The sequence below is a fragment of the Nonomuraea sp. H19 genome (assembly GCF_052068215.1).
Lineage (GTDB): Bacteria > Actinomycetota > Actinomycetes > Streptosporangiales > Streptosporangiaceae > Nonomuraea.
This window is the reverse complement of sequence record NZ_JBQHCV010000058.1, coordinates 1-22997: the sequence shown is the minus strand read 5'-3', so window position 1 is coordinate 22997 and position 22997 is coordinate 1. Positions and strand designations below refer to the sequence as shown.

Annotated in this window: 28 protein-coding genes and 1 pseudogene; 10 read left to right on the top strand and 19 right to left on the bottom strand. The window is 69.1% G+C overall.

Features of this window, described 5'->3' with window-relative positions; all coding sequences use genetic code 11:
- The first annotated feature begins 222 nt into the window (after window positions 1–222).
- Window positions 223–1113, top strand: a complete 891-nt coding sequence (locus ACTMTI_RS54390) for a CAP domain-containing protein (protein ID WP_441128960.1) — start codon at window positions 223–225, stop codon at window positions 1111–1113.
- A 224-nt stretch (window positions 1114–1337) separates the two neighbouring features.
- Here the strand turns inward: ACTMTI_RS54390 and ACTMTI_RS54385 are convergent, their stop codons facing one another.
- The 5 genes and pseudogenes from ACTMTI_RS54385 to ACTMTI_RS54365 all read right to left on the bottom strand — a co-directional run bounded on the left by ACTMTI_RS54385 (window position 1338) and on the right by ACTMTI_RS54365 (window position 5222).
- A complete protein-coding gene (locus ACTMTI_RS54385) occupies window positions 1338–1538 on the bottom strand; it encodes a hypothetical protein (RefSeq protein ID WP_441128959.1) in 201 nt (66 codons plus the stop codon).
- Window positions 1539–1694: 156 nt separating this feature from the next.
- Window positions 1695–2207 (bottom strand): GNAT family N-acetyltransferase, encoded by a 513-nt coding sequence (locus ACTMTI_RS54380; RefSeq protein ID WP_441128970.1) that lies wholly within the window; start codon window positions 2205–2207, stop codon window positions 1695–1697.
- Window positions 2208–2441: 234 nt separating this feature from the next.
- Window positions 2442–3071 (bottom strand): annotated as a pseudogene (locus tag ACTMTI_RS54375) (class I SAM-dependent methyltransferase); the annotation flags it as partial.
- Window positions 3068–4150 carry a ribosome small subunit-dependent GTPase A gene (gene rsgA / locus ACTMTI_RS54370; RefSeq protein WP_441128958.1) on the bottom strand — a complete coding sequence of 361 codons (1083 nt, stop codon included), beginning with the start codon at window positions 4148–4150 and terminating at the stop codon, window positions 3068–3070. The pseudogene ACTMTI_RS54375 and the gene rsgA, both read right to left, overlap by 4 nt.
- 415 nt (window positions 4151–4565) lie before the next feature.
- Window positions 4566–5222, bottom strand: coding sequence for a VC0807 family protein (locus ACTMTI_RS54365; RefSeq protein ID WP_441128957.1), 657 nt, complete (start codon window positions 5220–5222; stop codon window positions 4566–4568).
- A gap of 127 nt (window positions 5223–5349) precedes the next feature.
- On the opposite strand from ACTMTI_RS54365, the gene ACTMTI_RS54360 reads away from it, so the two are divergent.
- The gene (locus ACTMTI_RS54360; protein ID WP_441128956.1) at window positions 5350–5997 is read left to right on the top strand and encodes a TetR/AcrR family transcriptional regulator; all 648 of its coding nucleotides are present in this window, start codon (window positions 5350–5352) and stop codon (window positions 5995–5997) included.
- A gap of 305 nt (window positions 5998–6302) precedes the next feature.
- Here the strand turns inward: ACTMTI_RS54360 and ACTMTI_RS54355 are convergent, their stop codons facing one another.
- The 6 genes from ACTMTI_RS54355 to ACTMTI_RS54330 all read right to left on the bottom strand — a co-directional run bounded on the left by ACTMTI_RS54355 (window position 6303) and on the right by ACTMTI_RS54330 (window position 10535).
- Window positions 6303–7265, bottom strand: a complete 963-nt coding sequence (locus tag ACTMTI_RS54355; RefSeq protein WP_441128955.1) for an ABC transporter permease — start codon at window positions 7263–7265, stop codon at window positions 6303–6305.
- Window positions 7262–8107, bottom strand: a complete 846-nt coding sequence (locus ACTMTI_RS54350) for an ABC transporter ATP-binding protein (RefSeq protein WP_441128954.1) — start codon at window positions 8105–8107, stop codon at window positions 7262–7264. Before ACTMTI_RS54350 ends, ACTMTI_RS54355 begins: the two co-directional genes overlap by 4 nt.
- On the bottom strand, window positions 8104–8496 hold the full coding sequence (locus ACTMTI_RS54345; protein ID WP_441128953.1) for a GntR family transcriptional regulator: 393 nt from the start codon (window positions 8494–8496) through the stop codon (window positions 8104–8106). Before ACTMTI_RS54345 ends, ACTMTI_RS54350 begins: the two co-directional genes overlap by 4 nt.
- A gap of 401 nt (window positions 8497–8897) precedes the next feature.
- On the bottom strand, window positions 8898–9473 hold the full coding sequence (locus ACTMTI_RS54340; protein ID WP_441128952.1) for a hemerythrin domain-containing protein: 576 nt from the start codon (window positions 9471–9473) through the stop codon (window positions 8898–8900).
- Between the two features lie 319 nt (window positions 9474–9792).
- Window positions 9793–9960, bottom strand: coding sequence for a hypothetical protein (locus ACTMTI_RS54335; RefSeq protein WP_441128951.1), 168 nt, complete (start codon window positions 9958–9960; stop codon window positions 9793–9795).
- Window positions 9957–10535 carry a PadR family transcriptional regulator gene (locus tag ACTMTI_RS54330; RefSeq protein ID WP_441128950.1) on the bottom strand — a complete coding sequence of 193 codons (579 nt, stop codon included), beginning with the start codon at window positions 10533–10535 and terminating at the stop codon, window positions 9957–9959. The genes ACTMTI_RS54335 and ACTMTI_RS54330 overlap by 4 nt, the downstream gene beginning before the upstream one ends.
- Window positions 10536–10797: 262 nt before the next feature.
- On the opposite strand from ACTMTI_RS54330, the gene ACTMTI_RS54325 reads away from it, so the two are divergent.
- From ACTMTI_RS54325 to ACTMTI_RS54310, 4 genes are all read left to right on the top strand, one after another.
- A complete protein-coding gene (locus ACTMTI_RS54325) occupies window positions 10798–11877 on the top strand; it encodes an ABC transporter substrate-binding protein (protein ID WP_441128949.1) in 1080 nt (359 codons plus the stop codon).
- Window positions 11878–11949: 72 nt separating this feature from the next.
- Window positions 11950–12156 (top strand): hypothetical protein, encoded by a 207-nt coding sequence (locus tag ACTMTI_RS54320; RefSeq protein WP_441128948.1) that lies wholly within the window; start codon window positions 11950–11952, stop codon window positions 12154–12156.
- 44 nt (window positions 12157–12200) lie between these two features.
- Window positions 12201–12494 (top strand): ArsR/SmtB family transcription factor, encoded by a 294-nt coding sequence (locus tag ACTMTI_RS54315; RefSeq protein ID WP_441128947.1) that lies wholly within the window; start codon window positions 12201–12203, stop codon window positions 12492–12494.
- On the top strand, window positions 12491–12877 hold the full coding sequence (locus ACTMTI_RS54310) for a VOC family protein (RefSeq protein WP_441128969.1): 387 nt from the start codon (window positions 12491–12493) through the stop codon (window positions 12875–12877). The genes ACTMTI_RS54315 and ACTMTI_RS54310 overlap by 4 nt, the downstream gene beginning before the upstream one ends.
- Window positions 12878–12950: 73 nt before the next feature.
- On the opposite strand, the gene ACTMTI_RS54305 is transcribed toward ACTMTI_RS54310, so the two are convergent.
- Both ACTMTI_RS54305 and ACTMTI_RS54300 read right to left on the bottom strand, forming a co-directional pair.
- On the bottom strand, window positions 12951–13673 hold the full coding sequence (locus ACTMTI_RS54305; protein WP_441128946.1) for a VOC family protein: 723 nt from the start codon (window positions 13671–13673) through the stop codon (window positions 12951–12953).
- Between the two features lie 477 nt (window positions 13674–14150).
- Window positions 14151–14690 (bottom strand): calcium-binding protein, encoded by a 540-nt coding sequence (locus tag ACTMTI_RS54300; protein ID WP_441128945.1) that lies wholly within the window; start codon window positions 14688–14690, stop codon window positions 14151–14153.
- A gap of 256 nt (window positions 14691–14946) precedes the next feature.
- On the opposite strand from ACTMTI_RS54300, the gene ACTMTI_RS54295 reads away from it, so the two are divergent.
- Together ACTMTI_RS54295 and ACTMTI_RS54290 are read left to right on the top strand one after the other, a co-directional pair.
- The gene (locus tag ACTMTI_RS54295) at window positions 14947–15303 is read left to right on the top strand and encodes a YciI family protein (protein WP_441128944.1); all 357 of its coding nucleotides are present in this window, start codon (window positions 14947–14949) and stop codon (window positions 15301–15303) included.
- Entirely contained in the window at window positions 15300–17018 is a 1719-nt protein-coding gene (locus tag ACTMTI_RS54290; RefSeq protein ID WP_441128943.1) for a sigma-70 family RNA polymerase sigma factor, read from the top strand. Before ACTMTI_RS54295 ends, ACTMTI_RS54290 begins: the two co-directional genes overlap by 4 nt.
- Before the next feature lie 110 nt (window positions 17019–17128).
- Here the strand turns inward: ACTMTI_RS54290 and ACTMTI_RS54285 are convergent, their stop codons facing one another.
- The 6 genes from ACTMTI_RS54285 to ACTMTI_RS54260 all read right to left on the bottom strand — a co-directional run bounded on the left by ACTMTI_RS54285 (window position 17129) and on the right by ACTMTI_RS54260 (window position 21402).
- Window positions 17129–17671, bottom strand: a complete 543-nt coding sequence (locus ACTMTI_RS54285) for a DUF1707 SHOCT-like domain-containing protein (protein ID WP_441128942.1) — start codon at window positions 17669–17671, stop codon at window positions 17129–17131.
- Window positions 17668–18471: an ABC transporter permease gene (locus ACTMTI_RS54280; protein ID WP_441128941.1), complete on the bottom strand. Its 804-nt coding sequence runs from the start codon at window positions 18469–18471 to the stop codon at window positions 17668–17670. Before ACTMTI_RS54280 ends, ACTMTI_RS54285 begins: the two co-directional genes overlap by 4 nt.
- The gene (locus tag ACTMTI_RS54275; protein ID WP_441128940.1) at window positions 18468–19433 is read right to left on the bottom strand and encodes an ATP-binding cassette domain-containing protein; all 966 of its coding nucleotides are present in this window, start codon (window positions 19431–19433) and stop codon (window positions 18468–18470) included. Before ACTMTI_RS54275 ends, ACTMTI_RS54280 begins: the two co-directional genes overlap by 4 nt.
- Before the next feature lie 18 nt (window positions 19434–19451).
- Window positions 19452–20360: a DUF4097 family beta strand repeat-containing protein gene (locus tag ACTMTI_RS54270; RefSeq protein WP_441128939.1), complete on the bottom strand. Its 909-nt coding sequence runs from the start codon at window positions 20358–20360 to the stop codon at window positions 19452–19454.
- A 32-nt stretch (window positions 20361–20392) separates the two neighbouring features.
- Complete coding sequence (locus tag ACTMTI_RS54265) at window positions 20393–20920, bottom strand: hypothetical protein (protein WP_441128938.1); 528 nt, start codon at window positions 20918–20920, stop codon at window positions 20393–20395.
- Between the two features lie 62 nt (window positions 20921–20982).
- The gene (locus ACTMTI_RS54260) at window positions 20983–21402 is read right to left on the bottom strand and encodes a hypothetical protein (RefSeq protein WP_441128937.1); all 420 of its coding nucleotides are present in this window, start codon (window positions 21400–21402) and stop codon (window positions 20983–20985) included.
- Between the two features lie 170 nt (window positions 21403–21572).
- On the opposite strand from ACTMTI_RS54260, the gene ACTMTI_RS54255 reads away from it, so the two are divergent.
- Together ACTMTI_RS54255 and ACTMTI_RS54250 are read left to right on the top strand one after the other, a co-directional pair.
- A complete protein-coding gene (locus ACTMTI_RS54255; RefSeq protein WP_441128936.1) occupies window positions 21573–22373 on the top strand; it encodes a helix-turn-helix domain-containing protein in 801 nt (266 codons plus the stop codon).
- 58 nt (window positions 22374–22431) lie between these two features.
- Window positions 22432–22997, top strand: a 566-nt coding sequence (locus tag ACTMTI_RS54250; protein ID WP_441128935.1) for a complex I subunit 1/NuoH family protein, incomplete at its 3' end; no start/stop codon positions are given.

The following is a 22997-nucleotide window of genomic DNA, read 5'->3' as shown; positions in this document are numbered from 1 at the left end:
AGGACGCGCCGGCGCTGGACCGGATCGCCGTCGGGGCGGCTCGTCGCCCCCCGAACCCGTGAACATCGGTGCTGCTCGAAGCACAAGGAAGGTGCTTCAGACACCTCACAGGGTTTACGGTCGCCAGAAAATCATGGGCGAATTGTCCGAATTTCGTGACAAATTGATAACGGGGCCGCCAGAATGTGGGACCACGAGCGTCGCCACCACTGGAGGAACCCCATGCGTAGAGCCCTTGGGGTACTCGCCGCCGTAGTCTGCCTCACCGCCTGCGCCCCGTCCACCGGCGGGGCGCAGGGCGACGCCGCGACACCCGAGGTGACCGCACCGGCCGACGGCGCGGCGCCGCCCCTGACCCCGGCCCCGACGCCGACCGAGGAGCCGGCTGCCGAATCGGACGAGTGTCGCGTGAGCGTGACCCGGCCGGGCGTCTCCGCGCTCAGGATCCAGACCTCGGCCGCCCGCCGGGGCTGCGTGCACCCGGCGCTGCTGCGCATCCGCATCAAGCGGGCCGTCCCCGGCGACGACCCGGTGGTCAAGAGCGGCGCCACCAGGAGAGGCCGCATCGCCCTGAAACTGCCCTGCGAGCCGGGGACGTACTACGCGGTCGCCACCGACTACCGGGGCCGCGCCGTCAAGTCCAAGGCCGTACGGCTGACCTGCGTCACGCCCACCCCCACGACGCAGGCCCCGGCCCCCGACAGGAGGGCGCCCGTCACGTCCGTCGGCACGGCCCTGGAGAACGAGGTCGTCCGCCTGACCAACGTCGAGCGTGCCAAGGGCGGTTGCGGCCCGCTCAAGCACGACGCGCGGCTGCGCACGGCCGCCCACGGGCACTCCGCCGACATGGCGGAGAACGACTACTTCGACCACGACTCCCAGGACGGCCGCGACATGACCGACCGCATCAGCGCGACCGGCTTCACCGGCTCGGCCTGGGCCGAGAACATCGCCATGGGGCAACCGTCGGCGAACGCGGTGGTCCGGGCCTGGATGGACAGCGACGGCCACCGGAAGAACATCATGAACTGCTCGTTCACCCTCATCGGGGTGGGCGCGGCCAAGAACGCTCAGGGACGGATCTACTGGACGCAGGACTTCGCCGCCCGCTGATCGCCGGCCTGTGCGGCCCGTCTCCATCACGTGATGTGATCGGCTGGCGATGTCAGGAGATGGTCATGCCACCGGCGCCGGAGAGCGGCTCCCGCGCGGCCCGGTCGTCGGCATAGCCGCGACCTCGGCATAGATCAATACAGAGAAGGTCGACGCGGCCGTGGCCCCGAGGGGTGTCACTAAGGTCGGTGGCCCGGAGGGGTTTCACCTCCGGGCCACCGACCTTAGTGACTGCTGACGACCTGCAGACGCCAGGGCGCGTGCTGGTACGGGTCCGTCTGCACGGCCGGCGGGGCGAACGTCGTGTCCATCGCATCGGACCGCCCGTCGTCGCTTCCGCAGCCGGCCAGTGCCAGCGCCGCCGCGACGACGATCACCGCACCCTTGGGTCGGCTTGCCTTGAGCACCTTGTCTCCGTTCTGCATCCAGGAAGTGTTCATAGGGGTGTGAGGCTGGCCGTAGGGCAGGCCGAGACACACAGGTGCGTCACAGGGGGTGGTCTGCCCTACGGCTGTGGCCCGGGGATGGCCGAGAGCGCCGATCCTCTGGATAGGCGTGGTCTCGCGCCGGAGTGCCCTGGGTCAGACTCCGAACGCCGCCGGGTAGCGGATGGTGCCGGTCGGCACGGGCAGGGTGGGGTCGAAGACGAGCGCCATCATGTACTTGTCCTCGACGTCGAAGGGTGGCCGGATGGAGTGGCCGGAGGCCGGGGTGAAGCCGAACCGCGGGTAGTACTCGGCGTGGCCGAGCACGAGCACGAGGTTCTCGCCTTGCTCGCGGGCGGCTCGCAGGGCGGCGTGGATGGCGGCCGAACCGGCGCCCCGACGCTGGTGCTCGGGGCTGACGGCGCACGGTCCCAGGGTGAGCGCCGGAGAGCCGTCGACGTGGCAGCGGGTGAGCAGCGCGAACCCGGCGATGGAGCCGTCGGGCGCCTCGGTGACCCAGGACAGGCCGGGAATCCACGCCTGCGGGTCGGCGCGCAGGGCCTCGACCAGGTCGGCCTCGTGAGAGGTGGGGAAGGCGGCGAGGTTGACCTCGCGGATCTGGGCGAGGTCGGCGGCGGTCTCGGGGCGGGTGATCCAGGAAGTGGTCATGGGAGGATTCGAGTCCGTTTCTGTGCTCGCCCACGGGCGCAGGACGTAGCCGGTGTACTGGTAGTCCATGCCGTGCTCGTGGCGCATGGTGATCTCTTGCAAGGTGGCCGCGACCGCTTCGCGCATCCCGGCCACGGTCAGGTCGGCGGCGCGGGCTCGTTCCGACAGCGGCGTGTAGCACTCCTCGAACCAGTCGCTGTCGGGGAGCGGGTGCCGCGCGGCGACGGCATATCCGGCAGCGCGCGCCGCGGCGGCGTTCTGGTCTTGGGTGCGCAGCCGGTAGTGCCGGTCCCAGAACGCCCGTGCTTCGGCGGACGGGGAATCGGTGGTCCATTCGCATTCGGTGACGACCAGCGTGCCGCCGGGGGCGAGCAGCCGCCGCCAGGAGCGCAGCGCGGTGTCGAAGCCGATGTGGTAGGCGGATCCTTCTGCCCAGATCAGGTCGAAGCTCTCATCGGGGAAGGGCAGGTCCGCCATCGACGCTCGGACCGTGCGGATGGCGTGGCCGACGCCGCGGGCGGCGGCGGCTCGCGTCAGCTCGTCGAGGAACGGCTGGTGCAGGTCGAGCGCGGTGACATCGGCGGCGGCCTCCTCGGCCAGCACCAGGCAGGAGCGGCCTGGCCCGCAGCCGACGTCCAGCACGCGCGGACGCGGCGGAAGCGGTCCGGCCAGGGCGAGCAGGCGGCGGGTGGTCGCGTCGGAGCCGGGACCCTGGCGGGGCAGGCCGTGGTGCAGGGCGAAGAAGGCCGCCACGACGGGGTCGGCGCTCGCGGCGGTGGCTGTCTCCTGCGGGTAATGATCCGGCTCAGAGCCGTGCGCGGCCGACGGATGGGTCTGCGGTGAGGGTGGGATGCGGTCGGTCATGACTGCTGGTCCCTGAACTTGTAGGTGGCGCGCAGATGGCTGGTGATGGTCTTCTGCCGATCGGTACGTTCGCCGCGGAGCCGGGCATCGGTGCGCGAGGCCGCCCACGCGTTCTCGCGTTGTAGCTTGCGGTAGCTGCCCAGGCGGCGCTCGGTCAGCTTGCCCGCCTGGATGGCGGCTTGGACGGCGCAACCCGGTTCGGTGTCGTGGGCGCAGTCGCCGAAGCGGCAGTCCCTGGCTAGGCGTTCGATCTCGGCGAAGACCTGTTCGAGGCCGTCGGCGGCGTCGTGGAGGCTGATCGCGCGCAGGCCGGGCGTGTCGATGAGGACACCGCCACCGGGGAGGGGAACCAGCTCGCGGCGGACGGTGGTGTGGCGGCCCTTGCCGTCCTGCGCCCGTACCTCGCCGGTGGCCAGAAGCTCCTCGCCGAGCAGCGCGTTGCCGAGCCTGGACTTGCCCGCGCCGGAGGATCCGAGCAGGACCGTGGTGCCGCTCAGCAGGGCGGTCAGCACGTCGATGTTCTGACCGGTGGCCGCGCTGGTGACCAGGATGTCCACGCCCGGCGCCAGCGAGCTCGCTTCGGCCTGCACGGCGGCGGCGTCGGTGGCCAGATCCGCCTTGGTCAAGACGATCAGCGGCCTGGCGCCGCTGTCCCATGCCAGGGCCAGTAGCCGCTCCAGCCGGGCCGCGTCCAGCGGAGCGGCCAGTGAGAGGGCGACGACGACGGTGTCGATGTTGGCGGCCAGCACCTGCCCGTGGGAGGTGCGTGACGCCGACGAGCGCACGATCGCGCTGCGACGCGGCAGCAGGGCCACCAGTCCCGGTTCGCGGCCCGGGCGCAGCGCGGCCCAGTCGCCGGTGCAGGGCGCCAGGAGCGGGTCGGGCGAGTACAGCGCCGCGAGAGCGGCCCGCACCGGGCCGGACTCGGTGACCGCGTCACACAGGCCGCGATCCACCCGTGCGATCCGGGCCGGTACCAGGCCGGCCTCGCGGTGTTCTGCGAAGGCGTTGTCGAGTGTTTCGGTCCATCCGTACCGGGACAGGCCGACGTCGGAAGGATCCGTGAAGAGGTTTGGCAACGTGAGACACCTTGCGGGAAGGGGCCCCGACGAGACGCAGACATCACCCCCGCCTCGTAAGCCGGACGGCTACGGCGAGGGGAGTAAGTGGGTCAGACCGGGGCCCGGAACGTGAGGAATGTCCGGGCGCTGCACACGGCAGCGGTCTTCACCGCGGTCATCAAACCTCACCTCCCTCTCATCCGGAAACCAACACCAAACGATCATCAGCCTAGCACTCCCAGCAGAACACCTGTCACAAGGTTCCCGCGCCGGAGGTCAGGAACCTCGTCTTCCGGCTCTTGTCGTAGGCCATCACGGGGCGAGCTCGCCAGTGGAGGCCGGCCCAATTCTCGGCAGTGCCGGTGGAATCCAGAGCGTCATCCGGCGAGGGAACGTGTGACGCGCTGCTGGGCGGGGCAGGACGGTGATTCCCTCACCGCGCACGAGGCCGCTCCGACTCCGCCGGTGGGGTGGGGCGGCCGGCCGCCACGGCGCGCTGCCGTCGGCCGCGATACCACAGCGCCCAGCAGACCAACAGTGCGATGGTGCCGACGTGCAGCGCCAGCGACCAGCTTGCTATGACGTCGATGGGCAGGAGGTAGATGAGCAAGAGCCGGGTGATGGACTCGGTGAGCAGCACACCTCCGAAGACCGCGCTCAGAAGGGCAAAGTGCCGTCGAAAGGAGGGCTGGGTCCGCCACCGCTCGTCCAATTGCGCCAGCAGTTCGTCTTTGCCGGCGTTGAGGCGCCGGACAAGGGCGTACAGGACTGGTCGTCCAATCACGCACGAGCCCACCAGGAGGAGACCCGCCGCGCCGGACAGGATCGACTCCCTGGCCAGCAGGATTCGGGGATCCCCGGTGAGCAGCGACACGACGAGCAGCAGTACGAAGGTGACTGCGACGAGTGCTGCGAGACCGTCCAGCCGATGCCGGACCGCGGCGACACAGCCCACTCGAATGAGAGCCGTCAACCCGCCGGCGGCCAGAGCGAGCAAGATGTCGGACCCGAGGGCCCGGCACACGTAGAAGACGACGGCCGGCAGGCCGAAATCCCACAGCAGCCCCACGAGGAGTGCGCGTTTATCCATGATGAAGCCTCTCTGGCCGGCGAGCCCGTGATCTTGAATATAAGATACTGCCAGTAGCTTACATCGCTCTTCTGCTCGGCAAGTCGTCGAGGTATGGGATACTTCTGGTATCCAATCGGGAGGGTCCATGACTGTTGATCGCGACGGCGGATCCGATGACGACCCCAGGGCCGTGATCGAGGAGGGGACATCCAAGGCGACCCGCCGGCGCGGCGCCGCGTTGGAACAGGCGATCTTGCAGGCAGCGATCGAGGAACTGGCCGAGGTCGGCTACCAGAACCTGACCATGGACAGCGTCGCCGCGCGCGCCGGCACCGCCAAGAACGTCATCTACCGGCGCTGGCCGAGCCGCGCGGCACTGTGCGTCGCCGCCTATCGGCGGATGCTCCCGGCCGACCCCGAGGACACCCCTGACACCGGCGATCTTCGCTCGGATGCGCTCGCCCTGCTCACCCGTGTCAACGACCGGATGTCATCGCCGGTGGGAAAGATCCTGCGCGAACTGCTGGCCGATATCCAGGCCGACCCCGAGCGGATGCGGGAACTACGCGAACAACTCGGCCGCGCGGGCGTCGGGCCCTGGCTGACCGTCCTGGCACGCGCCACCGCCCGCGGTGACGTCGGCCCCGCAGCGCTGACGCCACGGGTGGCCACCGTCGCGGTCGACCTGCTCCGCAACGAATATGCGCTCAATGGCGTGACCACCGTCCCGGACAGCGTCCTGGTCGAGATCGTCGACCAGGTGTTCCTTCCCCTGGTACGAGCACACGGCTGACTCACCGCCCGGCCCCGGCACCTGCTCCGGCGCTGCCCCCAACCGCATGACTTCGCAAGGTCACAGACGCTCGCGGCGTCTGATTCGGCGTCGGGATCGAGCTCGGCCCGTAGCCGGCCTTGCGCGGTGCGTCGGCGTACACGCCAGTTCGTACGCCAAGACGTCGGCGTCGGCGCAGGCGACCGGGCTTCGACGACTTCCGTGGGCTCCCCGACATCGTCGGGAAGCCCACGGTCGTCAGCCGTAGCGATTCTGGTCGTCGAAGTTGCGGATGACCCATGCGCCGCCGTTTCCTTATTGACCTGTCAGCCTGGGCGGCGGAGGGTGCGGCGCACGGCCAGGCCGCCGAGGGCCGCCGACGCGAGCGCCAGGATCCCCGCCTCGGTCCACTGGAAGCGCCAGAACCTGGACGGCGGATGGAGGTACACCGCGTACCGGTAGCCCTTGCCGAACAGGCACGCCTGCCACGCCTCGGCGTTCTTGTTGCTCTGCCCCACGTCCACCCGACGCGGGCAGCCGCTGTCCGACGGCTCGGCGACCTCCCTTCCGGACGGCTCCACCCAGGCGGCGCTCACCAGCCGGACGTCGGGATCGTCCAGCAGCACGGTGCCGGAGAGCTCGGTACGCGCGGGCTCGGCGTAGTGGTCGCTCAGCTGGAACAGCGTGAGCATCGTCACCGCCACCCCGGCCACGACCAGCGCCATCGCGGGCAGCGTACGCCGGAACAGGGTGCCGGCCACCGTGCCCAGCGCGAACGCATACAGCCACCACGCCGCCGGCGCCACCCCGACCATGTTGAACACGCCGATATTGCCGAACGTGGAGTCGACGCCCGTCCTGAACACCGGCCGCCACAGGCTCACCATGAGCGACAGCAGCAGCCCTCCGGCCACGACCGCCCCGCCCAGGACCGACAGCTTGACCGCCAGCCACCGCCACACGGGCACGGACTGGGTCCAGGCCAGGCGGTGGGTGCCGCGTTCGTACTCGCGGCCGAGCAGCGGCGCGCCCCAGAACGCCCCGATCAACGCCGGCGCCACCAGCGGCATCCAGCCGAACACCGAGTAGACCGCGTCGTAGCGCTGCCCGAGCGCCACCGCCAGGTCTCCGCACGCCACGGCGGGCCCCGGGCAGCCCGGCGGGGCGTGTTCGGCCACGTACCGGCTCGCCTCCACCGCCGAACCCAGCAGCAGTACTCCCAGCAGCGCCAGGAAACCCGCCGTCACGAGGATCTGCGCCCGGTGCTGGCGCCACGTCACCCAGATCACGCGCCCACCCTCGTCAGTCCCGGCAGCGCCGCCGACTCGGGGCTGCGCAGGTAGCCCATGACGAGCTCCTCCAGCCCGGGGCGCCGCGCCTGCCAGCGCGGATCGAGCGGGGGCGCGCCCCTGACCAGCATGCTGACCTGCCTGCCGGTACGGCTCGCGCCCACCACCTGCGTCCCCGCCGCCGACGCCTCGTCCGGCCCGGTGAGTACGAGATGCCCGTCGAGCAGCTCCTCGATGTCACCACTGACCTGCAGCCGCCCGCCGTTCAGCACGACCAGCCAGTCGCACGTCTCCTCCAGGTCGGAGACGACGTGCGAGGACAGCAGCACGGTGAGCTCCCTCCCGGCCACCTCCGCCATGATCGAGCGCATCACGTCGTGGCGGGCCAAGGGGTCGAGATTGGCCAGCGGTTCGTCCAGCACGAGCAGGTCGGGCCGGCAGGCCAGCGCCAGCGTGACCGCCACCTGCGCCTGCTGCCCGCCCGACAGCCCGCTCACCTTCCGCTCCAGCGGGATGCGCAGCCCGGCGAGCCGGTCGGCAGCGGCGGCGGCGTCCCAGCGGGTGTTCATGCGGCGGCCGAAGGCGAGCATCTCGGCGACGGTGAAGCTCTCGTACAGCGGCTTGTCCTGCGCCACGAACGCCGCCTCGCCTGCCACGCGGACGCTTCCCAGCGCGGGCCGCAGCAGGCCGACGGCCGTGTGCATGAGCGTGGTCTTGCCTGCGCCGTTGGGCCCGACGAGCGCCGCCACGCGCCCGGTGAGCACGGACAGCGAGCAGTCGCGCAACGCCCACGTACGGCGATAGCGGACCCCCAGCCCGGTCACCTCCAGCGCGGGGCTCATGCCACGCCCTCCTTCGCGGTGTCGGCCAGGACCACGGTGAACAGCGCCCGCAGGTCCTCCTGATCGAGCCCGGCCGCGCGGGCGTCGCGCACCCACGCCTCCAGACCGCGCCGCAGCCGCGTGTGCTCGGCCAGCGTTGCACCCGCGATGCCCTGCTGGACGAACGTCCCCATCCCCGGCCGCCCCTCGACCAGCCCTTCGCGCTCCAGCTCCCGGTACGCCTTGAGCACGGTGTTGGGGTTGATGGCCAGGCTCTCGACCACCTCGCGGGCGGTCGGCAACTGGTCGCCGGGCCGCAGCGTACCGAGCCGGAGCGCCTGTTTGACCTGATGAACGAGCTGCAGGTACGTCGCAACCCCCGAGCTGCGGTCCAGGTTGAACTCGATCAACCGAAAACACCCTTTCACTAATTGAGTAGTGAAAGGGTGTTGGATTCGGCCGCCCGTTGTCAAGCCATGATCGTCAGGCGACGCCATGTTCGGCAGGGCGACGGGTCCGGAGACGGCCGAGCAGACCGGCGCGCGCGTGTGGCACCGGCCGCCGATGTGGAGCCCCATACCGGGTAGGCCCACCTGCGGAAACAGCGAAGATCACGTTATCGCGCCGGGCTCATCCCACCCTGCTCGAGCCATAACCTGTCCACACGTGCAGCCAGCGGCCGGGACGGCGCCGTGTGTCACGAACTCGCCCGCATCCGATCACGCGCTCCCCCATCACGAAGGAGTTCCGCTGGCTCCGAGACGAGGAATCCGCGAACTTGCGCAACGCGCGCCGCTCTGCCCCTTGATGATCAGACGTCGCCGAACATCCGGTCTTTGTCGCTTTCCGGAGCATCAAGAGCATGGAGTGCCTGGTTCAGAGAGTGTTCCTCATCGCCGAAGTGGGCCTTCATGACGGCCTTGATGTTGTTGATCTGCTGGAGAAGCTGCTGCGGTGATGATTCCGGGGAGTCCAGGCTCCGCTGAAAGTCGGCGAGGAGCTGGGCGAGGACTTGATGATCGCGACGCAGACGTGTGATCACGGGCTCGAGCTCCGGCATCTGCTTCAGCAAGGTCGGGAAGAAGTCGGTGTCCTCACTGCCGTGATGGCTCCCCAGCGCAGAGCAGAAGGTGTAGCAGAAGCTGCGGAGTTCGGGTTTGAGAGTTTGGGCGCGCTTGCCGGAGCGGATTGACCTTCGAGCCTCCTCCAGGGCTTTCTCCAGGCGATGATGAACGCTTTGCAACTCCAGGTGCCAGGAGAAGATGCGGTTACGTCGCATGATGAGTTGTTCCTCCTGCGGGGTCAACCGCGTTGATGAGCTGTGAAGGATTCCCGCTGGCGGCGCTGTGTCCGGTTCGCCGCTGCTGCGCTTGGGCAGCGCGATCACGAGAGACGACAATTGCGAAGACAACGCTGGCGGTCATGGGGAACGTGGCGCTTCGGGTGAGGAGCAGGCCGGCGGGATCACCGGTGGGGATGCCGATGGTGCTCCAACCCGTTGCATGGTGCCGATGCTCCCGCTGGCCGCCCCGGCTTCGCGAGCTCGATCTGGACATAAGCGACCGGTCACCAGGAGCCGGCAGGCTCAGCGGAAGTCGACGGCGTGCTCATCGGCCCACTGGGCGAGCTGCAGGCAAGGCGCCCGGTGAGCTGGTCGACGGTGGGTGACACGGTGGCGGGCACTCCGATGGTGGCGGCCCACATGGTCAGGAGCTCATCGATGGTGGGAGATCACCGCTCACCACCTCCACGCCGGAAGGCAGATCCGCGGTCTCGGGATGCCGGCTGAGCGCACGTACCTCGGCGCCGCCGTCGCGTGTCAGGGTGACGAGTTGCCGCTCGACCAGACCGGTCGCTCCGGTCACCAGAATCATCCCTGTCGTCCTTCCGCTGTCGGCGATTCGCCGCGGTCGCTCCCGGCGAGCATTTTCGGTAGCTGCTCCAACAAGCTCTCGTGCCAGGCGATCTCGGCCTGCAGTCGTGCCGTGGTGTGGTCGAAGGTCATAGGCTCCAGCCCGTGCAGGTACGGCTCGGCCTGCTCGCGCTGGTGCCGCCAGGCCGTAAGCCGGGCGACCAGCACGTCGCGCCGATCGCTGATCATCGCCCGCAGTTCCTCTTCGGCGAGATCCCCGGCGTAGTGCAGCGCGAGATCCACTGGGTCAGGCCGCAACCGGACCTCACGCAGCATCTGGTCGCGCAGCGCGATGAACTCCTCATGTCCCGCCGCGGTGAGGGCGTACACGGTCCGTGCTGGGCCTCCGGCCTGTTCGGTGCGGACCACCTCGATCGCGCCCTCGGCGACCAACCGGTGCAATGCCCCATACAGCGAGCCCACCTTGATGTCGGTCCACAACTCGGTGCGGTCCAGTTGCGCCTGCCGGCGGATCTGGTGCCCGTGCATCGGGCCCCGTACCAGGGCTCCGAGCACGAACATTCGTACGTCACTCACCCCAGCTACTCAAGCACGAGTAGTGTCGGCTAGTCAAACACGAGTAGTGAGGGTCGGAGGATGGCCACGCGCAGCGCATTGGTGGCGCTCGCGGCAGCTGCGCCCTGTGCCTGCATGGGCCAGGAGGCAGCGGCCGGCGACGGACTCGACGACCTGGCAGTCGGCGCTCTACCTCTCCCTACCTCTCCGGCGTGCTGCCGGCGTGGGGCGCGCTGTGACTGCCCGGACTGGACGACCCGGCCTGGAGTGAGGGGGCACGCCGATGACCTGGCTCGGAGAACAGCTCGGCCGCATCGCGGACGACATGCCGGAGCGCGACCTGGGCGCCAGGGCGATCGAGATCCATCACCGCAGGCGGCGCAATTTCATGGCGCTCGCCGCCGCCGCGGTGGTCGTCGTCACCGTGCTCGCCGCCACGATCGGGGTACGGGCACTGCCCGCGGAGCCGCGCGCCGCCGCCCGCCCGTCCAGCCCGCCCGAGCAGTCCACCATCAAGGTCGGGGTGGTGCCGAATGTGGAGTCGGCGCCCGTGTTCGTGGCCTTGGCCAAGAACTATTTCGAGGAGGAAGGACTGACGGTGGAACCGGTGATCGTCACCGGCGCGGCGGCCGCGGCGCCCCAGGTCGAACATGGCGCACTGGACCTGGCGCAGACCGACTACGCCACGGTCTTCCACCTGAACGAGGTGGGTCGCGAATTCAAGATTGTCTCCCCCCTGTACCAGGCCGCGCCAGGAAGTTTCGCGGTCGTCGTGAACGCCAAGTCGAAGATCAGGACGGCGACCGACCTCAAGCGCAAGAAGATCGCGATCACGAACCTCGCGGGGCTCGGGCCGCTGGCGCTGACAGCCGTGCTGAAGCGGGCTGGGCTGACGTTGAGGGACGTCGTGCTGATCGAGAGGCCCTATCCCGACATGCTCTACGCGGTGGACAGGGGGCAGGCCGATGCCGCCCTGCTGGCCGAGCCGTTCGTCACCATGGCCCGCGAGACGAAGCACACGCGGATCGTGGAGGACGCGATGACGCGGGAGTTCGCGAACCTGTACACCGCGGGCATGACCGCCACCGACGAGTGGATCCGGCGAAATCCTCGCACGTTGGCGGCCTTCCAGCGTGCACTGGCCAAGGCGCAGCGCCTGATCGCGAGCGATCCCCAGCAGGTGCGCGACGCACTGCCCACCTACACGAGGATCCCCAGGGCGGTGGCCGCAGGCTTTGCGCTCGGCTCCTATCCTGCCAAGCTGGACCTGACAGAACTCCAGCGGGTCGCCGATCTGGCCCGCGCGTACAAGTTGCTCAAACGCCCGGCAGACCTCGGGAGCGCCGTGGTGAAGGGTGGGTGAGCCCGGCCGCTTCCAGGGGTTCCGGGTGATCTTGCGATGATCTGATCTCCGCCCCGGCCGGAGGACGCGGGCATGGACCGGCTGCACGACGCGCAGGACCCGCTGGCGATCAACTCCGCCTCCACTCCACGGACCTCCACCACCGACGCCGCCTTCGCCGACGAATGGCCGCCGGGCGGGCGGCGTCCGCGTGGCCATCCCCGGTCCTCCGGGCACGTAGGAAGATCCGAGCAGCCTGGTAGCAGTTCGGCGGGCTTGCTGGGCCTCCGGGAGCAGTGAACCCAACTTGATAGGCAAGTAGCGACTTGCCTATCGTGAGGGTCATGGTGGATGATGTCTTCAAGGCCCTGGCCGACCCCACCCGCCGGCGCATCCTCGATGAGCTGGTGGAACGGGACGGCCAGACCCTGTTCGAGATTTGCACACGGCTGGTGACCAAGCATGGTCTGGGACTGTCCCGCCAGGCGATCAGTCAGCATTTGGCTGTATTGGAATCCGCAGGTCTGGTCCATTCGCGGCGCCAGGGCCGCTACAAGTTCCACGAGCTGAACACCGAACCCCTTGAGCGCATCATCACCCGATGGCTCAAGCGCGATACACCGGAGGCACCATCGTGAAGATCCACCTGTCCAGCGTCTTCGTCGATGACCAGGACAAGGCCCTGCGCTTCTACACCGACGTGCTCGGCTTCGTGAAGAAGACGGAGATCCCGCTGGGCAAGGACCGCTGGCTCACCGTGGTCTCACCGGAAGACCTCGACGGGACCGAACTGCTGCTGGAGCCCGACGGCCATCCCGCCGTGAAGCCGTACAAGGAGGCGCTGGTCGAGGACGGAATCCCGGCCGCCTCCTTCGCCGTGGAGGACGTCACTGCGGAGTTCAACCGGCTGCGCGAGCTCGGGGTCCGCTTCACTCAAGAGCCGCTGGAGATGGGCCCCGTCACCACAGCGGTCCTGGACGACACCTGCGGCAACCTGCTCCAAATCGTGCACAGCAAGTAAGGACCCTGCGCCGCCGGCATCACGCCGGGCAGCGGGGTGGATCGGAGGCGCGCCGCCCCCGGGTCTGGTCACGCTATCGGGGGGTCAACACACAGAACTCATTGCCATCGGGATCGGCCATCACCACCCAGCTGACCTCGCCCTGACCGATGTCGAGGCGCGTTGCCCCCAGGGAGATGAGACGGTCGACCTCCGCTTGCTGATCACCGTCGACGGGTGGCGCGAGGTCGAAGTGCAGCCAGTTCTTCCCGGTCTTCGGCGCCACTGGCGGACCGCCCCACGTGATCTTCGGACCGCCGTGCGGCGAGCGGATCGCGGTCTCTTGGTCCTGGTCCCAGACCAACGGCCAGCCCAGCGCTTCGCTCCAGAAGTAGCCGACCTCCTGCGAACCGTCGCTCGCAAGCGCTCCGATGAATCCGCAGTCAGCAAGGAACTTGTTGTCCGGCTCGATGACGCAGAACTCGTTGCCTTCGGGGTCGGCGAGCACCACATGACCCTCCTCCGGGCGTTGCCCGACGTCGATGTGCCGGGCGCCGAGTTCGAGCGCCCTCGCCACCGTCTGCTGCTGGTCCTCGAGGGACGTGCTCGTCAGATCGAAGTGCATCTGGTTCAGGCCGGTCTTCTTCTCCTGGGTCGGAAGACATCGGATCCGGAACCCGGTGTCATCGCTCGGCAGGAGCGCGATGCCATCGTGGGGGTCGTCGGCCGTCTCCCAGCCCAGGACTCCGGCCCAGAAGCGTGCGAGACCGAGCGGGTCGTTCGCATCGAAGCAGAGCGCGACGAGCTGAGAAGGCATTCCGCATCTCCAATCTGCTGACTCACAGGCGCGGCCAGGGCACGTCCTCCTGGCGCATGACGGCAGCAACGCTAGCCCGCTCGAGGACTGCGGCGCCAACGCTTTTCCAGTCAGAGGGTGACGCTTCCGGCGTACGATCCGCGATCAGGACAGTGGACGATTGACTCAGGCGCCTTCGACGCCGTCAACGAACAGGAGGCGCCGGGCCGGCGCGGGCGGCAAGGTGCGCACCGTCATCCCCGCCACCGGCACCGCGGCCATGACCGGCGACCATGGTGTCCCGGTCGACCTCTCCGTGCAAACTTCCGCGATTACGAAGCGCGGTCCGGGCGCCCGCCGGCGCCGTCGGCACGAACGGCGCCAGCAACGTCGCGCCGGTGGCGATCTCCCCGGCGGCAGGCGGCACTGGCAGGCGTTGGCGGGAATGGACAAAACCGCCCCTGCCGGTCCGTCCGGCGGGGGCGGTCGTGTGGGCGTCTACAGCTCGCAGCTGATCTCGACTTCGCCGTCGCAGCGGTCGGTGTCGGCGCCGCCGTTGAGCGTGTCGTTGCCGATACCGCCGCTCAGACGGTCGTTGCCCCCTCCGCCGTTGAGGGTGTCGTCACCGAAACCGCCGAACAGGATGTCGGCGCCGGAGCCACCGTTGACGGTGTCGATGCCGTTGTCGCCAGAGAGCGTGCTCGGCAGCTTCGTGTTGTTGCGGATGGCGTCGCCACCGGCCCCCGCGAACACGTCGACGCGATCGATCCCACCGGTCGGGCACTGCGCCGCGGGCCCCACCTGCGTGCATCCAGAACCGGCCGCGACCGGGCCGAGCGTGTTGCTGATGGTCGCCACGGTGCCCGTCGTGTTGAGCTTGATATCGATCCCGTCGGCCACCGTGCTGCCGTTGACGAGGATCCTGCCGCTGTCGAGTTGCGCGGTGACGGTGCCCGCCGACGCCGGTCCGGCCAGCGCCACGGCGCCGGTGAACAGGACGGTGACGAATCCCAGGGTCATACCCGCGCTTTTGAGCATGCGACGATCCGTGTTGGTGCTGAACATCCGTTAGTTCCCCTCGATGATGTGCCGGTCCGGGCCCCGGAACACTGTGCTGGAGCCTCATCCCTGGCTCATCGCAAAAAGGCGCACTGGTGAGGCGTATTAGTTCGTTGACTCGCCTTCCTCGTACACCGGTCAGAATTGTTTCCTGGGGTGTCGATCCGCGACCCGGTGAACTCGTCGTAGAGGTAGGCGGGGCCCGCCCCGGGCTCCACATGATGGGACTTACGACATGGCGAAGTACATGATCCTCATTTTCGGCGACGACCAGCAGTGGGCCGCGGCGTCCCCATCGGAGCGGCAGAAGATCGACGAGGGTCACCAGGCCTTCCGCGCCGCGGCGGGACCGGCGGTCCTCGCCGGCGAGGAGTTGGAGCCGGCGCCGATGGCGACCAGCCTGCGCGCGGATGCCACCGGCCGGGTCACCACCACGGACGGACCGTTCCTGGAGACGAAGGAGGCGCTCGGCGGCTACTACCTGGTGGAGGCCGACGACCTCGACCAGGTGATCGCGCTCGCCTCGCGGTTGCACGAGGTCTCCGCCGGTCACAGCGGGGTCGAGATCCGTCCGGTGGTGGATCACGGATGAGTGCCGAGGTCACCGCGGCGGTCGCGCGGGCGCACCGCCGCGAGTGGGCCCGGGTGTTCGCGGCCACCGCCCAGCTGACCCGGGACCTCGATCTCGCGGAAGACTGTACCCAGGACGCGTATGCGCAGGCGCTGCAGACTTGGACGCGGATCGGCATCCCTGATCGGCCCGGCGCCTGGCTGACCACCATCGCGCGGAACCGGGCCCTGGATGTGCTGCGCCGGGAGTCGGTACTGCGCCGGGCCCTGCCGCTGCTGGTGCCGGACGGGTCGGTGCCCGGGCCGGAGGACGGCCTTGATGACGACCGCCTGCGGCTGATCTTCACCTGCTGCCACCCTGCCCTGTCCCGTGACGCCCAGGTCGCTCTGACCCTGCGGCTGGTGTGCGGGCTGTCGACGGCCGAGGTGGCTCGGGCGTTCCTGGTGCAGGAGGCCACCATGGCCGCGCGGATCACCCGGGCCAAGAAGAAGATCGCCGTTGCGCGGATCCCGTACCGCGTGCCGTCATCGGATCAGCTCGCCGAGCGGGTCAGCGCCGTCCTGGAGGTCGTCCATCTGATCTTCACCACGGGGCACACGGCGCCGATCGGCGCCGATCTTGTCCGGCGGGACCTAGTGGACGGCGCGATCGGCCTCGCACGCATGCTGCACCTGCTCATGCCGAACGACGCCGAGATCAGTGCTTTGCTCGCCCTGCTGCTGCTCATCGACGCGCGCGCCGATACCCGGCTGTCCGCCGGCGGGCGGCTGCTGCTGCTCTCGGAGCAGGACCGTACGCGCTGGGACACCCGCTTGATCGGCGAGGGTGTCGGCCTGCTGACCGACGCTTTGCGCCGGCGGCCGCCGACACGCTACGCGGTCGAGGCCGCGATCGCCGCCGTGCACGCCGAGGCGCCGACGTGGCAGGACACCGACTGGTCGGAGATCGTCGCGCTGTACGGTGTTCTGCTCCAGCTGTGGCCTTCGCCGGTGGTCGAGCTCAATCGTGCTGTCGCGATCGGGCTCCGGGACGGCCCGGGGGCCGGTCTGGACGCGCTGGCACCGCTGCTCGCCGATCCGGCGCTGGCCACCTACGGCTATCTCAGCGCCGCCCGTGCCGACTTCCTGCGGCAACAGCACCGGTGGAGCGAGGCGGCCGTGGCGTACGAGGAGGCCTTGACGCTCACCGACAACGACGTCGAACGCGCCTTCCTCACCGGACGGCTCGGCGAGGTCCAGGCCCGCTTGTCCCTCGTCGCGGTGTCCCTGCGGATCGCCGCGCCGGCGGCGGGCATCTTCCGGATCCTTGCCGATCCGAGGCGGCACACCGACCTCGACGGCTCCGGGATGTTGCGGGGCGCCGTGTCGGACGGGGTGGTATCCGCCGTCGGCGACGTGTTCGTGATGAAGATGTACTACCCGCCGTACGGCGACTACGAGATGACCAACCACGTCGTCGAGTACGAGGTGAACCGACGCATCGGCTGGGAGCCGGAAGCGGGCCGGGGGCACCCGGACACCGTGCCCGGCAGCACGGCACAAGCGCGCTGGGGGCACCGCTGGACCTACGAGCTGACCCCCGATGGCCCGGATGCGACCATCGTGACCGAGACCTATGACTGTTCCCGGATACCGGAAGACGAGCGGGCGGCGATGGACGGTGGCCGTGTCTGGATCAAGAGCATGACCGAGACGCTGGAACGGCTGGCCGTGCTCTGTGCCGGACAACGTGGTTAGATCCAGATCTCTGCACGGCTTACTTGCGGCTCGCCGGAGCCTCGGGATTCCTGGGCCTTCAAGGGAACCTGGTGCCCTCGGCCTGTGCGTGGCGTTCCTGGGGTAGTGATTTACGTGCGCGAGTTGCGGATGGTCAGGCGGCCGTAGGTGAGCTCTCCGGTGAGGTGAACGTGCAGCTTGCCGGGACGTGCATAGGTGGCTGCCTTGCAGGTCACGCTGCCCCATCCGGTTCGCACCCCGTCGGGATTCGCGCTCGCGCCGACGGGCAGGACGATCACGGCGGAGCCGTAGGTGAGCCAGAGCTCGATGTCCACCTGGGGATGTCTGATGAGGGCGTGGGACAGGTCGAGGCGTACCTTGCCGTATTCGGAGTCGATCCGTAGCAGGCGTGGGACCCGCCAGTCGCCCTCTCTCCTGATGCGTCCGCTTCTGGGCGTCAGGTGGACCATGTCGACCGTCAGGTCGGAGGTCATCGCGAGCAGGTCGTCGTGAGACTGCGCGGTGAGCGCCACTTCGAGTCGCCGTTCCAGCTCACTGGCGGTGAGGCGTCCGTCGGCGAAGCTGTCCTGCAGCAGTTGGACGGACTTGTCGCGATCGTCGTCGGAGACTCGTGCCGGTGGTGCCACGCCCGCCGCCGCTTCGCGCGGATTCACTGACTGACGGCTCTCTTGTACAGCCGCGTGGCCAGCGGCACGAACACGACCAGGAGCACGAGCGACCACAGTATCGACGCCGGCACCGCGTGCTGCAGCGGCCAGGCGCTCGGCACGGGCATGGCCGCGCTGGTGTTGCCGAACAGCTCGCGCGTGCCCTGGATGAGCGTGGAGACCGGGCTCCATTCGGCGATCACCTTCAGCGGTCCGGGCAGGCGCGCACTGTCGACGAAGGCGTTGGACAGGAAGACCAGCGGAAGCGACACGATGGTGGCCACGTTGTTGAACACCTCGGGCGTGCGCAGGGCCAGCGCGACCGTCGCCGTCACCCAGGAGAAGGCGTACGCGAACAGCAGCAGCACCAGGAATCCCAGGGCCGCTTCGAGCGGCGAGGTGTGGATGCGCCATCCGACGAGCAGCCCGACGAGGGCCATGGTCACGATGCTGGTCACATTCGTGATCAGGTCGCTGAAGGTCTGGCCGGTCAGCACCGCCGAGGGCGACATCGGCAGGGTGCGGAACCGGTCGAAGATACCTTTCTGCAGGTCCTGTGTGAGGGTGTACCCGGTGATTTGCGCGCTGGTGGTGATCGTCATGACGAAGATGCCGGGGAGCAGGTATTCCGTGTACGACATGCCGGGCAGTTCGATCATGCTGCCGAAGACGTAGGCGAACAGCAGCACGAACACGATCGGCAGCAGGACCACGCCGCCCAGCAGATCGGGTGCTCGCTTGATCTTCAACGCGTTGCGCTTGGTGATCGTCATGCCGTCGGCGATCGCCATCTGCAGGGTGTTCATCGCACGGTCTCCTTGATCTTCTCGTCGGCCTCGTGTCCCGTGAGGGTCAGGAACACGTCGTCCAGGGTCGGCCGGCGCAGTCCGGCATCGCGTACGGTGATCCGTTCGGTGGTCAGGTGGCCGAGGGCCGTGGTCAGCGCGGCGGCGCCGCTGGTGACCGGGATCGTGACCTGCAGGGCGGTGGCGTCGATCTGTATGTCCCCGACGGCCAGCGGCGCCAGCGTCCGCCTGACGGCTTCCAGGTCCGCCGCGCTCGTCACCGACAGCTCGATCCGGTCGCCGCCCACCTGGTCCTTGAGCTCGTCGGCGGTGCCGAGCGCGATCACGTGGCCGTGGTCGACCACCCCGATGCGGTCGGCGAGCCGGTCGGCCTCCTCCATGTACTGGGTGGTGAGCAGCACCGTCGTGCCCGCCGTGACGAGTTCGGAGATGACGTCCCACAGGCTTGCCCGGGCCCGCGGGTCGAGACCGGTCGTGGGCTCGTCGAGGAACAGCACTGGCGGGCTGACGACCAGCGCGCCGGCCAGGTCGAGCCGGCGTCGCATGCCTCCTGAGTAGCCCTGCACCGGGCGGTCGCCCGCCTCCGTCAGGTCGAAGCGCTCCAGCAGCTCGCGGGCACGCTGCTTGGCGCGCTTGACGCCCAGGTGGTAGAGGCGGCCGACCATCTCCAGGTTCTCGGCGCCGGTGAGGTGGTCGTCGACGGCGGCGTACTGGCCGGACGCCCCGATGTGGGCGCGCAGCCGGCGCGCGTCGCGGACGACGTCGAGCCCGGCCACCTTGGCGTGCCCGGCGTCCGGTTTCAGCAGCGTGGTCAAGATTCGCACGGTGGTCGTCTTGCCGGCTCCGTTCGGGCCGAGGAGCCCGAACACCGTCCCTTCAGGGACGGTCAGCTCCATTCCGTCGAGGGCCACCACGTCGCCGTACTTCTTGGCCAGGCCCTCGGCCACGATCGCGTCTGGCACGGGAATCTCCTTCGGTTGTCAGGAACGATGGATGACGATGTCGCCGTAGGCGGTGTGCGCCCGCACCTCGACGACCTGATCGGACGGACCGGGATCGTCCGTGGGGTCCAGGGAGACGTCCACGGTGCCGTACTTCGAGCTCACGTCCAGCCACGCGGCGGAGCCCTCACGGATGCCGAGCTCCAGCCCGCCGCCGGTGGTCTCCATGACGACCGAGCCGGACACCACCTCACCGATCCGGACGCTGCCGTAGGCGGTCTTGACGGCGACGTCGGCCAGGGCGCGATCGACGATGCTGTCGCCGTGGGCGGAGTTCAGGCGCAGGTCGCCGGTCACCTCGCGCAGGCGGATCTCGCCGTGCGAGGTCTTGACCACCGCCGTGCCGTCGATCTTGCCGATGCGGATGTCGCCGTTGGTCGTGGTGACCTCGGCATGCCCGGTCGAGCGGGTGACCGAGATGTCGCCATGGGTGGAGTTCAGTCGCAGCCGTCGGGCCTGCTCGACCTGGATGTCGCCGTAGGAGGTGGTGAAGCTCACCTCGCCGAGCGGGCCCCGGCAGCGGAGGCTCGCCGCCGTCTTGGCGTCGATGCGGGAGCCCGCCGGAAGGTCGACCGTCACGTCGACCGAGCCATCCCAGCCGAGCAGCAGTGAACGCGCCCAGTTCGAGGGCGACTCCACCAGCTTGTCGAATGAAAAGCCCCAGCCGGACGTCGAAGTGGCCCGATCCTTGGCCGCGCGCACCAGGAGCCGGCCGTCGGCGTACTCGACCTGGGTGTGCTCGGCGGCCTGCACGTCGGCGTCGCTGAGCTCGTCGCTCGGGCGGATCTCGACGACGGTGTCGGCGCGGTCGCTCGCGTTGATCCGGACATTGGCGGTCGCCACGTCGATGATGGCGAGAATCGGTTCTGGGCTTTCGAAGGTCGGCATTGCCGTCCCCTCCTTACGAGTTGGCGTGGCCATCAGCGCACCCAGCCGCTGTAGCGATTGCCGGTCTGCTGGGTCGCGCGCCGGGCGGAGCGGCGGCCGGCGTCGCCCGGGTCGAGCGCGGCGGCGACGGCGCGGACCAGCCAGGCGTTGACCGATAGCCCGTCTCGGGCGGCCGCCTCCTCGATGCGCGGCTTGAGGTGCTCGGGGACCCGGAGCGAGATCCGGGAGGTCCCGCCCTCGTCGGCGTCCGCGGGCGGTGGCAGGGCGGGCGGCCGCTCGTACCGCTCGATCTCGTCCTCCCCCTCGAACGACCGTCCGGCTCGTGGCGTCACGACGAAGCCGGGGTCGCGTCCGCGCAGGCGTACCTCGACCGAGCCGGGTGCGAGCTCCTGGGTGATCTCGTCCGCGGCGGCGGACAGGGCCTCCAGCAGGGCGAGCCGGGTGGCCGACTCGAGCGTTGCGGCGAGGCGCTCGGCCAGCGCGCGAGCTTCCTCGCCGCCCGCTCCCGCGGCGATGGCGAGTTCGCGGCGGAGGTGATCGACATACGGCGAAAGGTCCATGACGTCACTATGACATCATGGTGATGTCATAGCAAGGCGCTCTACTGATGTCGCGAATGACGTCACTTGATCAATGATGATGAGGAGGACGGGAATCGGTCCTCGTCACAGGTCTCACTCTGGTGGTCGCGGTAGCCGACCCATTCGGTCTTGGTGGTCCGTCTTGCCTTCTTTGCGGCAGTAGCGGGCCTCAGGGTCGTGCGGGCTGACGATCTCCAGTCCCGACCAGGGCAGATCGCGTCACCATCAGCGTCTTCGGATGTCTCCCGGCCGGCAGGTGACCGGCACGGCAGAATCGAGGCCTCGGCGATGGCGTCGTCTTCGCTGAGGCCGACCTGGTCGAGCCGGACGAAGAAGTCCCGCAGGTCGTAGGCGCAGCCCTGCATCGTGTTCGGCGACGCGCCGGTGGCTGCCATCCATGCCAGGAACGCCTCCACCGGTTCGATGGGAGGTCCGTCCGCGGCTACCACCGTGTACGACACCGGGCCACCGTCTGGGGACCGAAGCCGCGGTACGGCGAACCCACCAACTCCGGGCCTCCATCGACGTGGACACGGCAACACGGCGTGTCCATGAAGGACCAAGAGTGAGATCGCGCCATCGAGCTGGACGTCATGGACACCAACTCGCTCGCTCTACATAATGCCGGGTGATGGCGATTCATTCGCTGCCCACGCAGCCGCAGGCGGAGCCGTACCAGATGATCACCCGCCTCCCCCCGCCGCACCTGCGTCCGTACGTGCTGGGGTGGGCCGGCTTTCGCACCCGGGCGGGAGAGCCCGCCCACCCCAGCCGGATGCTGCCGCTCAACGCGGCCACCCTGATCATCGACTTCACCGGCATGGGCCCGATCATCACCGGTCCCCGCGCCACCGCGACGTTCTCGGCCCATACGCCGTGGCGTCACGGGGTGGCGGTCGGGCTCACCCCCGCCGGGATGTCGGCGCTGACGGGGACGCCCATACGCGAGGTGGCCGGCACGACCGCGCATCTGGAAGACCTTCTCGGCACCCGTGCCGCGGAGCTGACCGGCCGGCTGATCGCGTCGGCCAGCTGGGCGGACCGCTTCAGCCTCCTGGAGGAGCGGCTGACGGCGTGGCTGCGCCCCGACGCCGGCCCCAACGGCCTGATCATGCGCGCCTGGTGGCGGCTGCAGGAGCCGGCCGGCCCGCCCACCATCGGGTCCCTCGCCGGTGAGCTGGGCGTCAGCCGTCGTTATGTCGAGCTCGGATTCCGCCGGGTGGTGGGCTTGTCGCCCAAGACGGTAGCCCGGATCGCCCGATTCCAGCGGACCGTGGACACGTGGAGACGGCCCTCGGCCACGCTGGACGCGGCCGTCGCCTGCGGTTACGCCGACCAGCCTCACCTCACCCGCGAGATCCGGGCGATGGCGCAGATGACACCGAAGCAGCTGTTCGCATTCGTTCAATACACCGATCGGCTCACCGGCTAGCGTGACCTTCCGCTCCGGACCGAACGCGTGCCGGAGGGAGAGGAAGGGGCAACACGTCATGGCAGGCGTTCTCGCGGCCGATCCCACCCTCGCCGATTTCGGCAAGGACCCGCTGTGGATCACCATCGTCAAGGCGGTGATGCTGTTCCTCTTTCTGGCGCTGGGAGTCGTCTTCGGGGTCTGGTTCGAGCGCAAGCTGATCTCGCGGATGCAGCACCGCTACGGGCCCAACAGGGCCGGCACGTTCGGCATCCTGCAGTCGGTCGCCGACGCGATCAAGATGGGCTTGAAGGAGGACATCCTCCCGCGCACGGTGGACCGGGTGCTCTACCTGCTGGCGCCGGTCATCATGGTGGTGCCGGCGTTCCTGGCCTTCTCCATCGTGCCGTTCGGGCCGGTCGTGAACCTGTTCGGCGTGCAGACGCCGCTGCAGCTGGTCGACCTGCCGGTGGCGGTGCTGTTCATGCTCGCGATGGGCGCCGTGTCGGTCTACGGGGTGGTGCTGGCCGGTTGGTCGTCGCGCTCGCCGTACGCGCTGCTCGGCGGGCTGCGGTCGGCGGCCCAGGTGGTGTCGTACGAGATCGCCATGGGCCTGTCGTTCGTCGCGGTCTTCATCTTCGCCGG

Bases quoted from the DNA above. Each gene is read 5' to 3' on its own strand.
- ACTMTI_RS54390 (WP_441128960.1), top strand. From the start codon at position 223: ATGCGTAGAGCCCTTGGGGTACTCGCCGCCGTAGTCTGCCTCACCGCC.
- ACTMTI_RS54385 (WP_441128959.1), bottom strand. From the start codon at position 1,538: ATGCAGAACGGAGACAAGGTGCTCAAGGCAAGCCGACCCAAGGGTGCG.
- ACTMTI_RS54380 (WP_441128970.1), bottom strand. From the start codon at position 2,207: ATGACCACTTCCTGGATCACCCGCCCCGAGACCGCCGCCGACCTCGCC.
- ACTMTI_RS54365 (WP_441128957.1), bottom strand. From the start codon at position 5,222: ATGGATAAACGCGCACTCCTCGTGGGGCTGCTGTGGGATTTCGGCCTG.
- ACTMTI_RS54360 (WP_441128956.1), top strand. From the start codon at position 5,350: ATGACTGTTGATCGCGACGGCGGATCCGATGACGACCCCAGGGCCGTG.
- ACTMTI_RS54350 (WP_441128954.1), bottom strand. From the start codon at position 8,107: ATGAGCCCCGCGCTGGAGGTGACCGGGCTGGGGGTCCGCTATCGCCGT.
- ACTMTI_RS54335 (WP_441128951.1), bottom strand. From the start codon at position 9,960: ATGATTCTGGTGACCGGAGCGACCGGTCTGGTCGAGCGGCAACTCGTC.
- ACTMTI_RS54325 (WP_441128949.1), top strand. From the start codon at position 10,798: ATGACCTGGCTCGGAGAACAGCTCGGCCGCATCGCGGACGACATGCCG.
- ACTMTI_RS54320 (WP_441128948.1), top strand. From the start codon at position 11,950: ATGGACCGGCTGCACGACGCGCAGGACCCGCTGGCGATCAACTCCGCC.
- ACTMTI_RS54315 (WP_441128947.1), top strand. From the start codon at position 12,201: ATGGTGGATGATGTCTTCAAGGCCCTGGCCGACCCCACCCGCCGGCGC.
- ACTMTI_RS54305 (WP_441128946.1), bottom strand. From the start codon at position 13,673: ATGCCTTCTCAGCTCGTCGCGCTCTGCTTCGATGCGAACGACCCGCTC.
- ACTMTI_RS54300 (WP_441128945.1), bottom strand. From the start codon at position 14,690: ATGCTCAAAAGCGCGGGTATGACCCTGGGATTCGTCACCGTCCTGTTC.
- ACTMTI_RS54295 (WP_441128944.1), top strand. From the start codon at position 14,947: ATGGCGAAGTACATGATCCTCATTTTCGGCGACGACCAGCAGTGGGCC.
- ACTMTI_RS54290 (WP_441128943.1), top strand. From the start codon at position 15,300: ATGAGTGCCGAGGTCACCGCGGCGGTCGCGCGGGCGCACCGCCGCGAG.
- ACTMTI_RS54280 (WP_441128941.1), bottom strand. From the start codon at position 18,471: ATGAACACCCTGCAGATGGCGATCGCCGACGGCATGACGATCACCAAG.
- ACTMTI_RS54270 (WP_441128939.1), bottom strand. From the start codon at position 20,360: ATGCCGACCTTCGAAAGCCCAGAACCGATTCTCGCCATCATCGACGTG.
- ACTMTI_RS54265 (WP_441128938.1), bottom strand. From the start codon at position 20,920: ATGGACCTTTCGCCGTATGTCGATCACCTCCGCCGCGAACTCGCCATC.
- ACTMTI_RS54255 (WP_441128936.1), top strand. From the start codon at position 21,573: ATGGCGATTCATTCGCTGCCCACGCAGCCGCAGGCGGAGCCGTACCAG.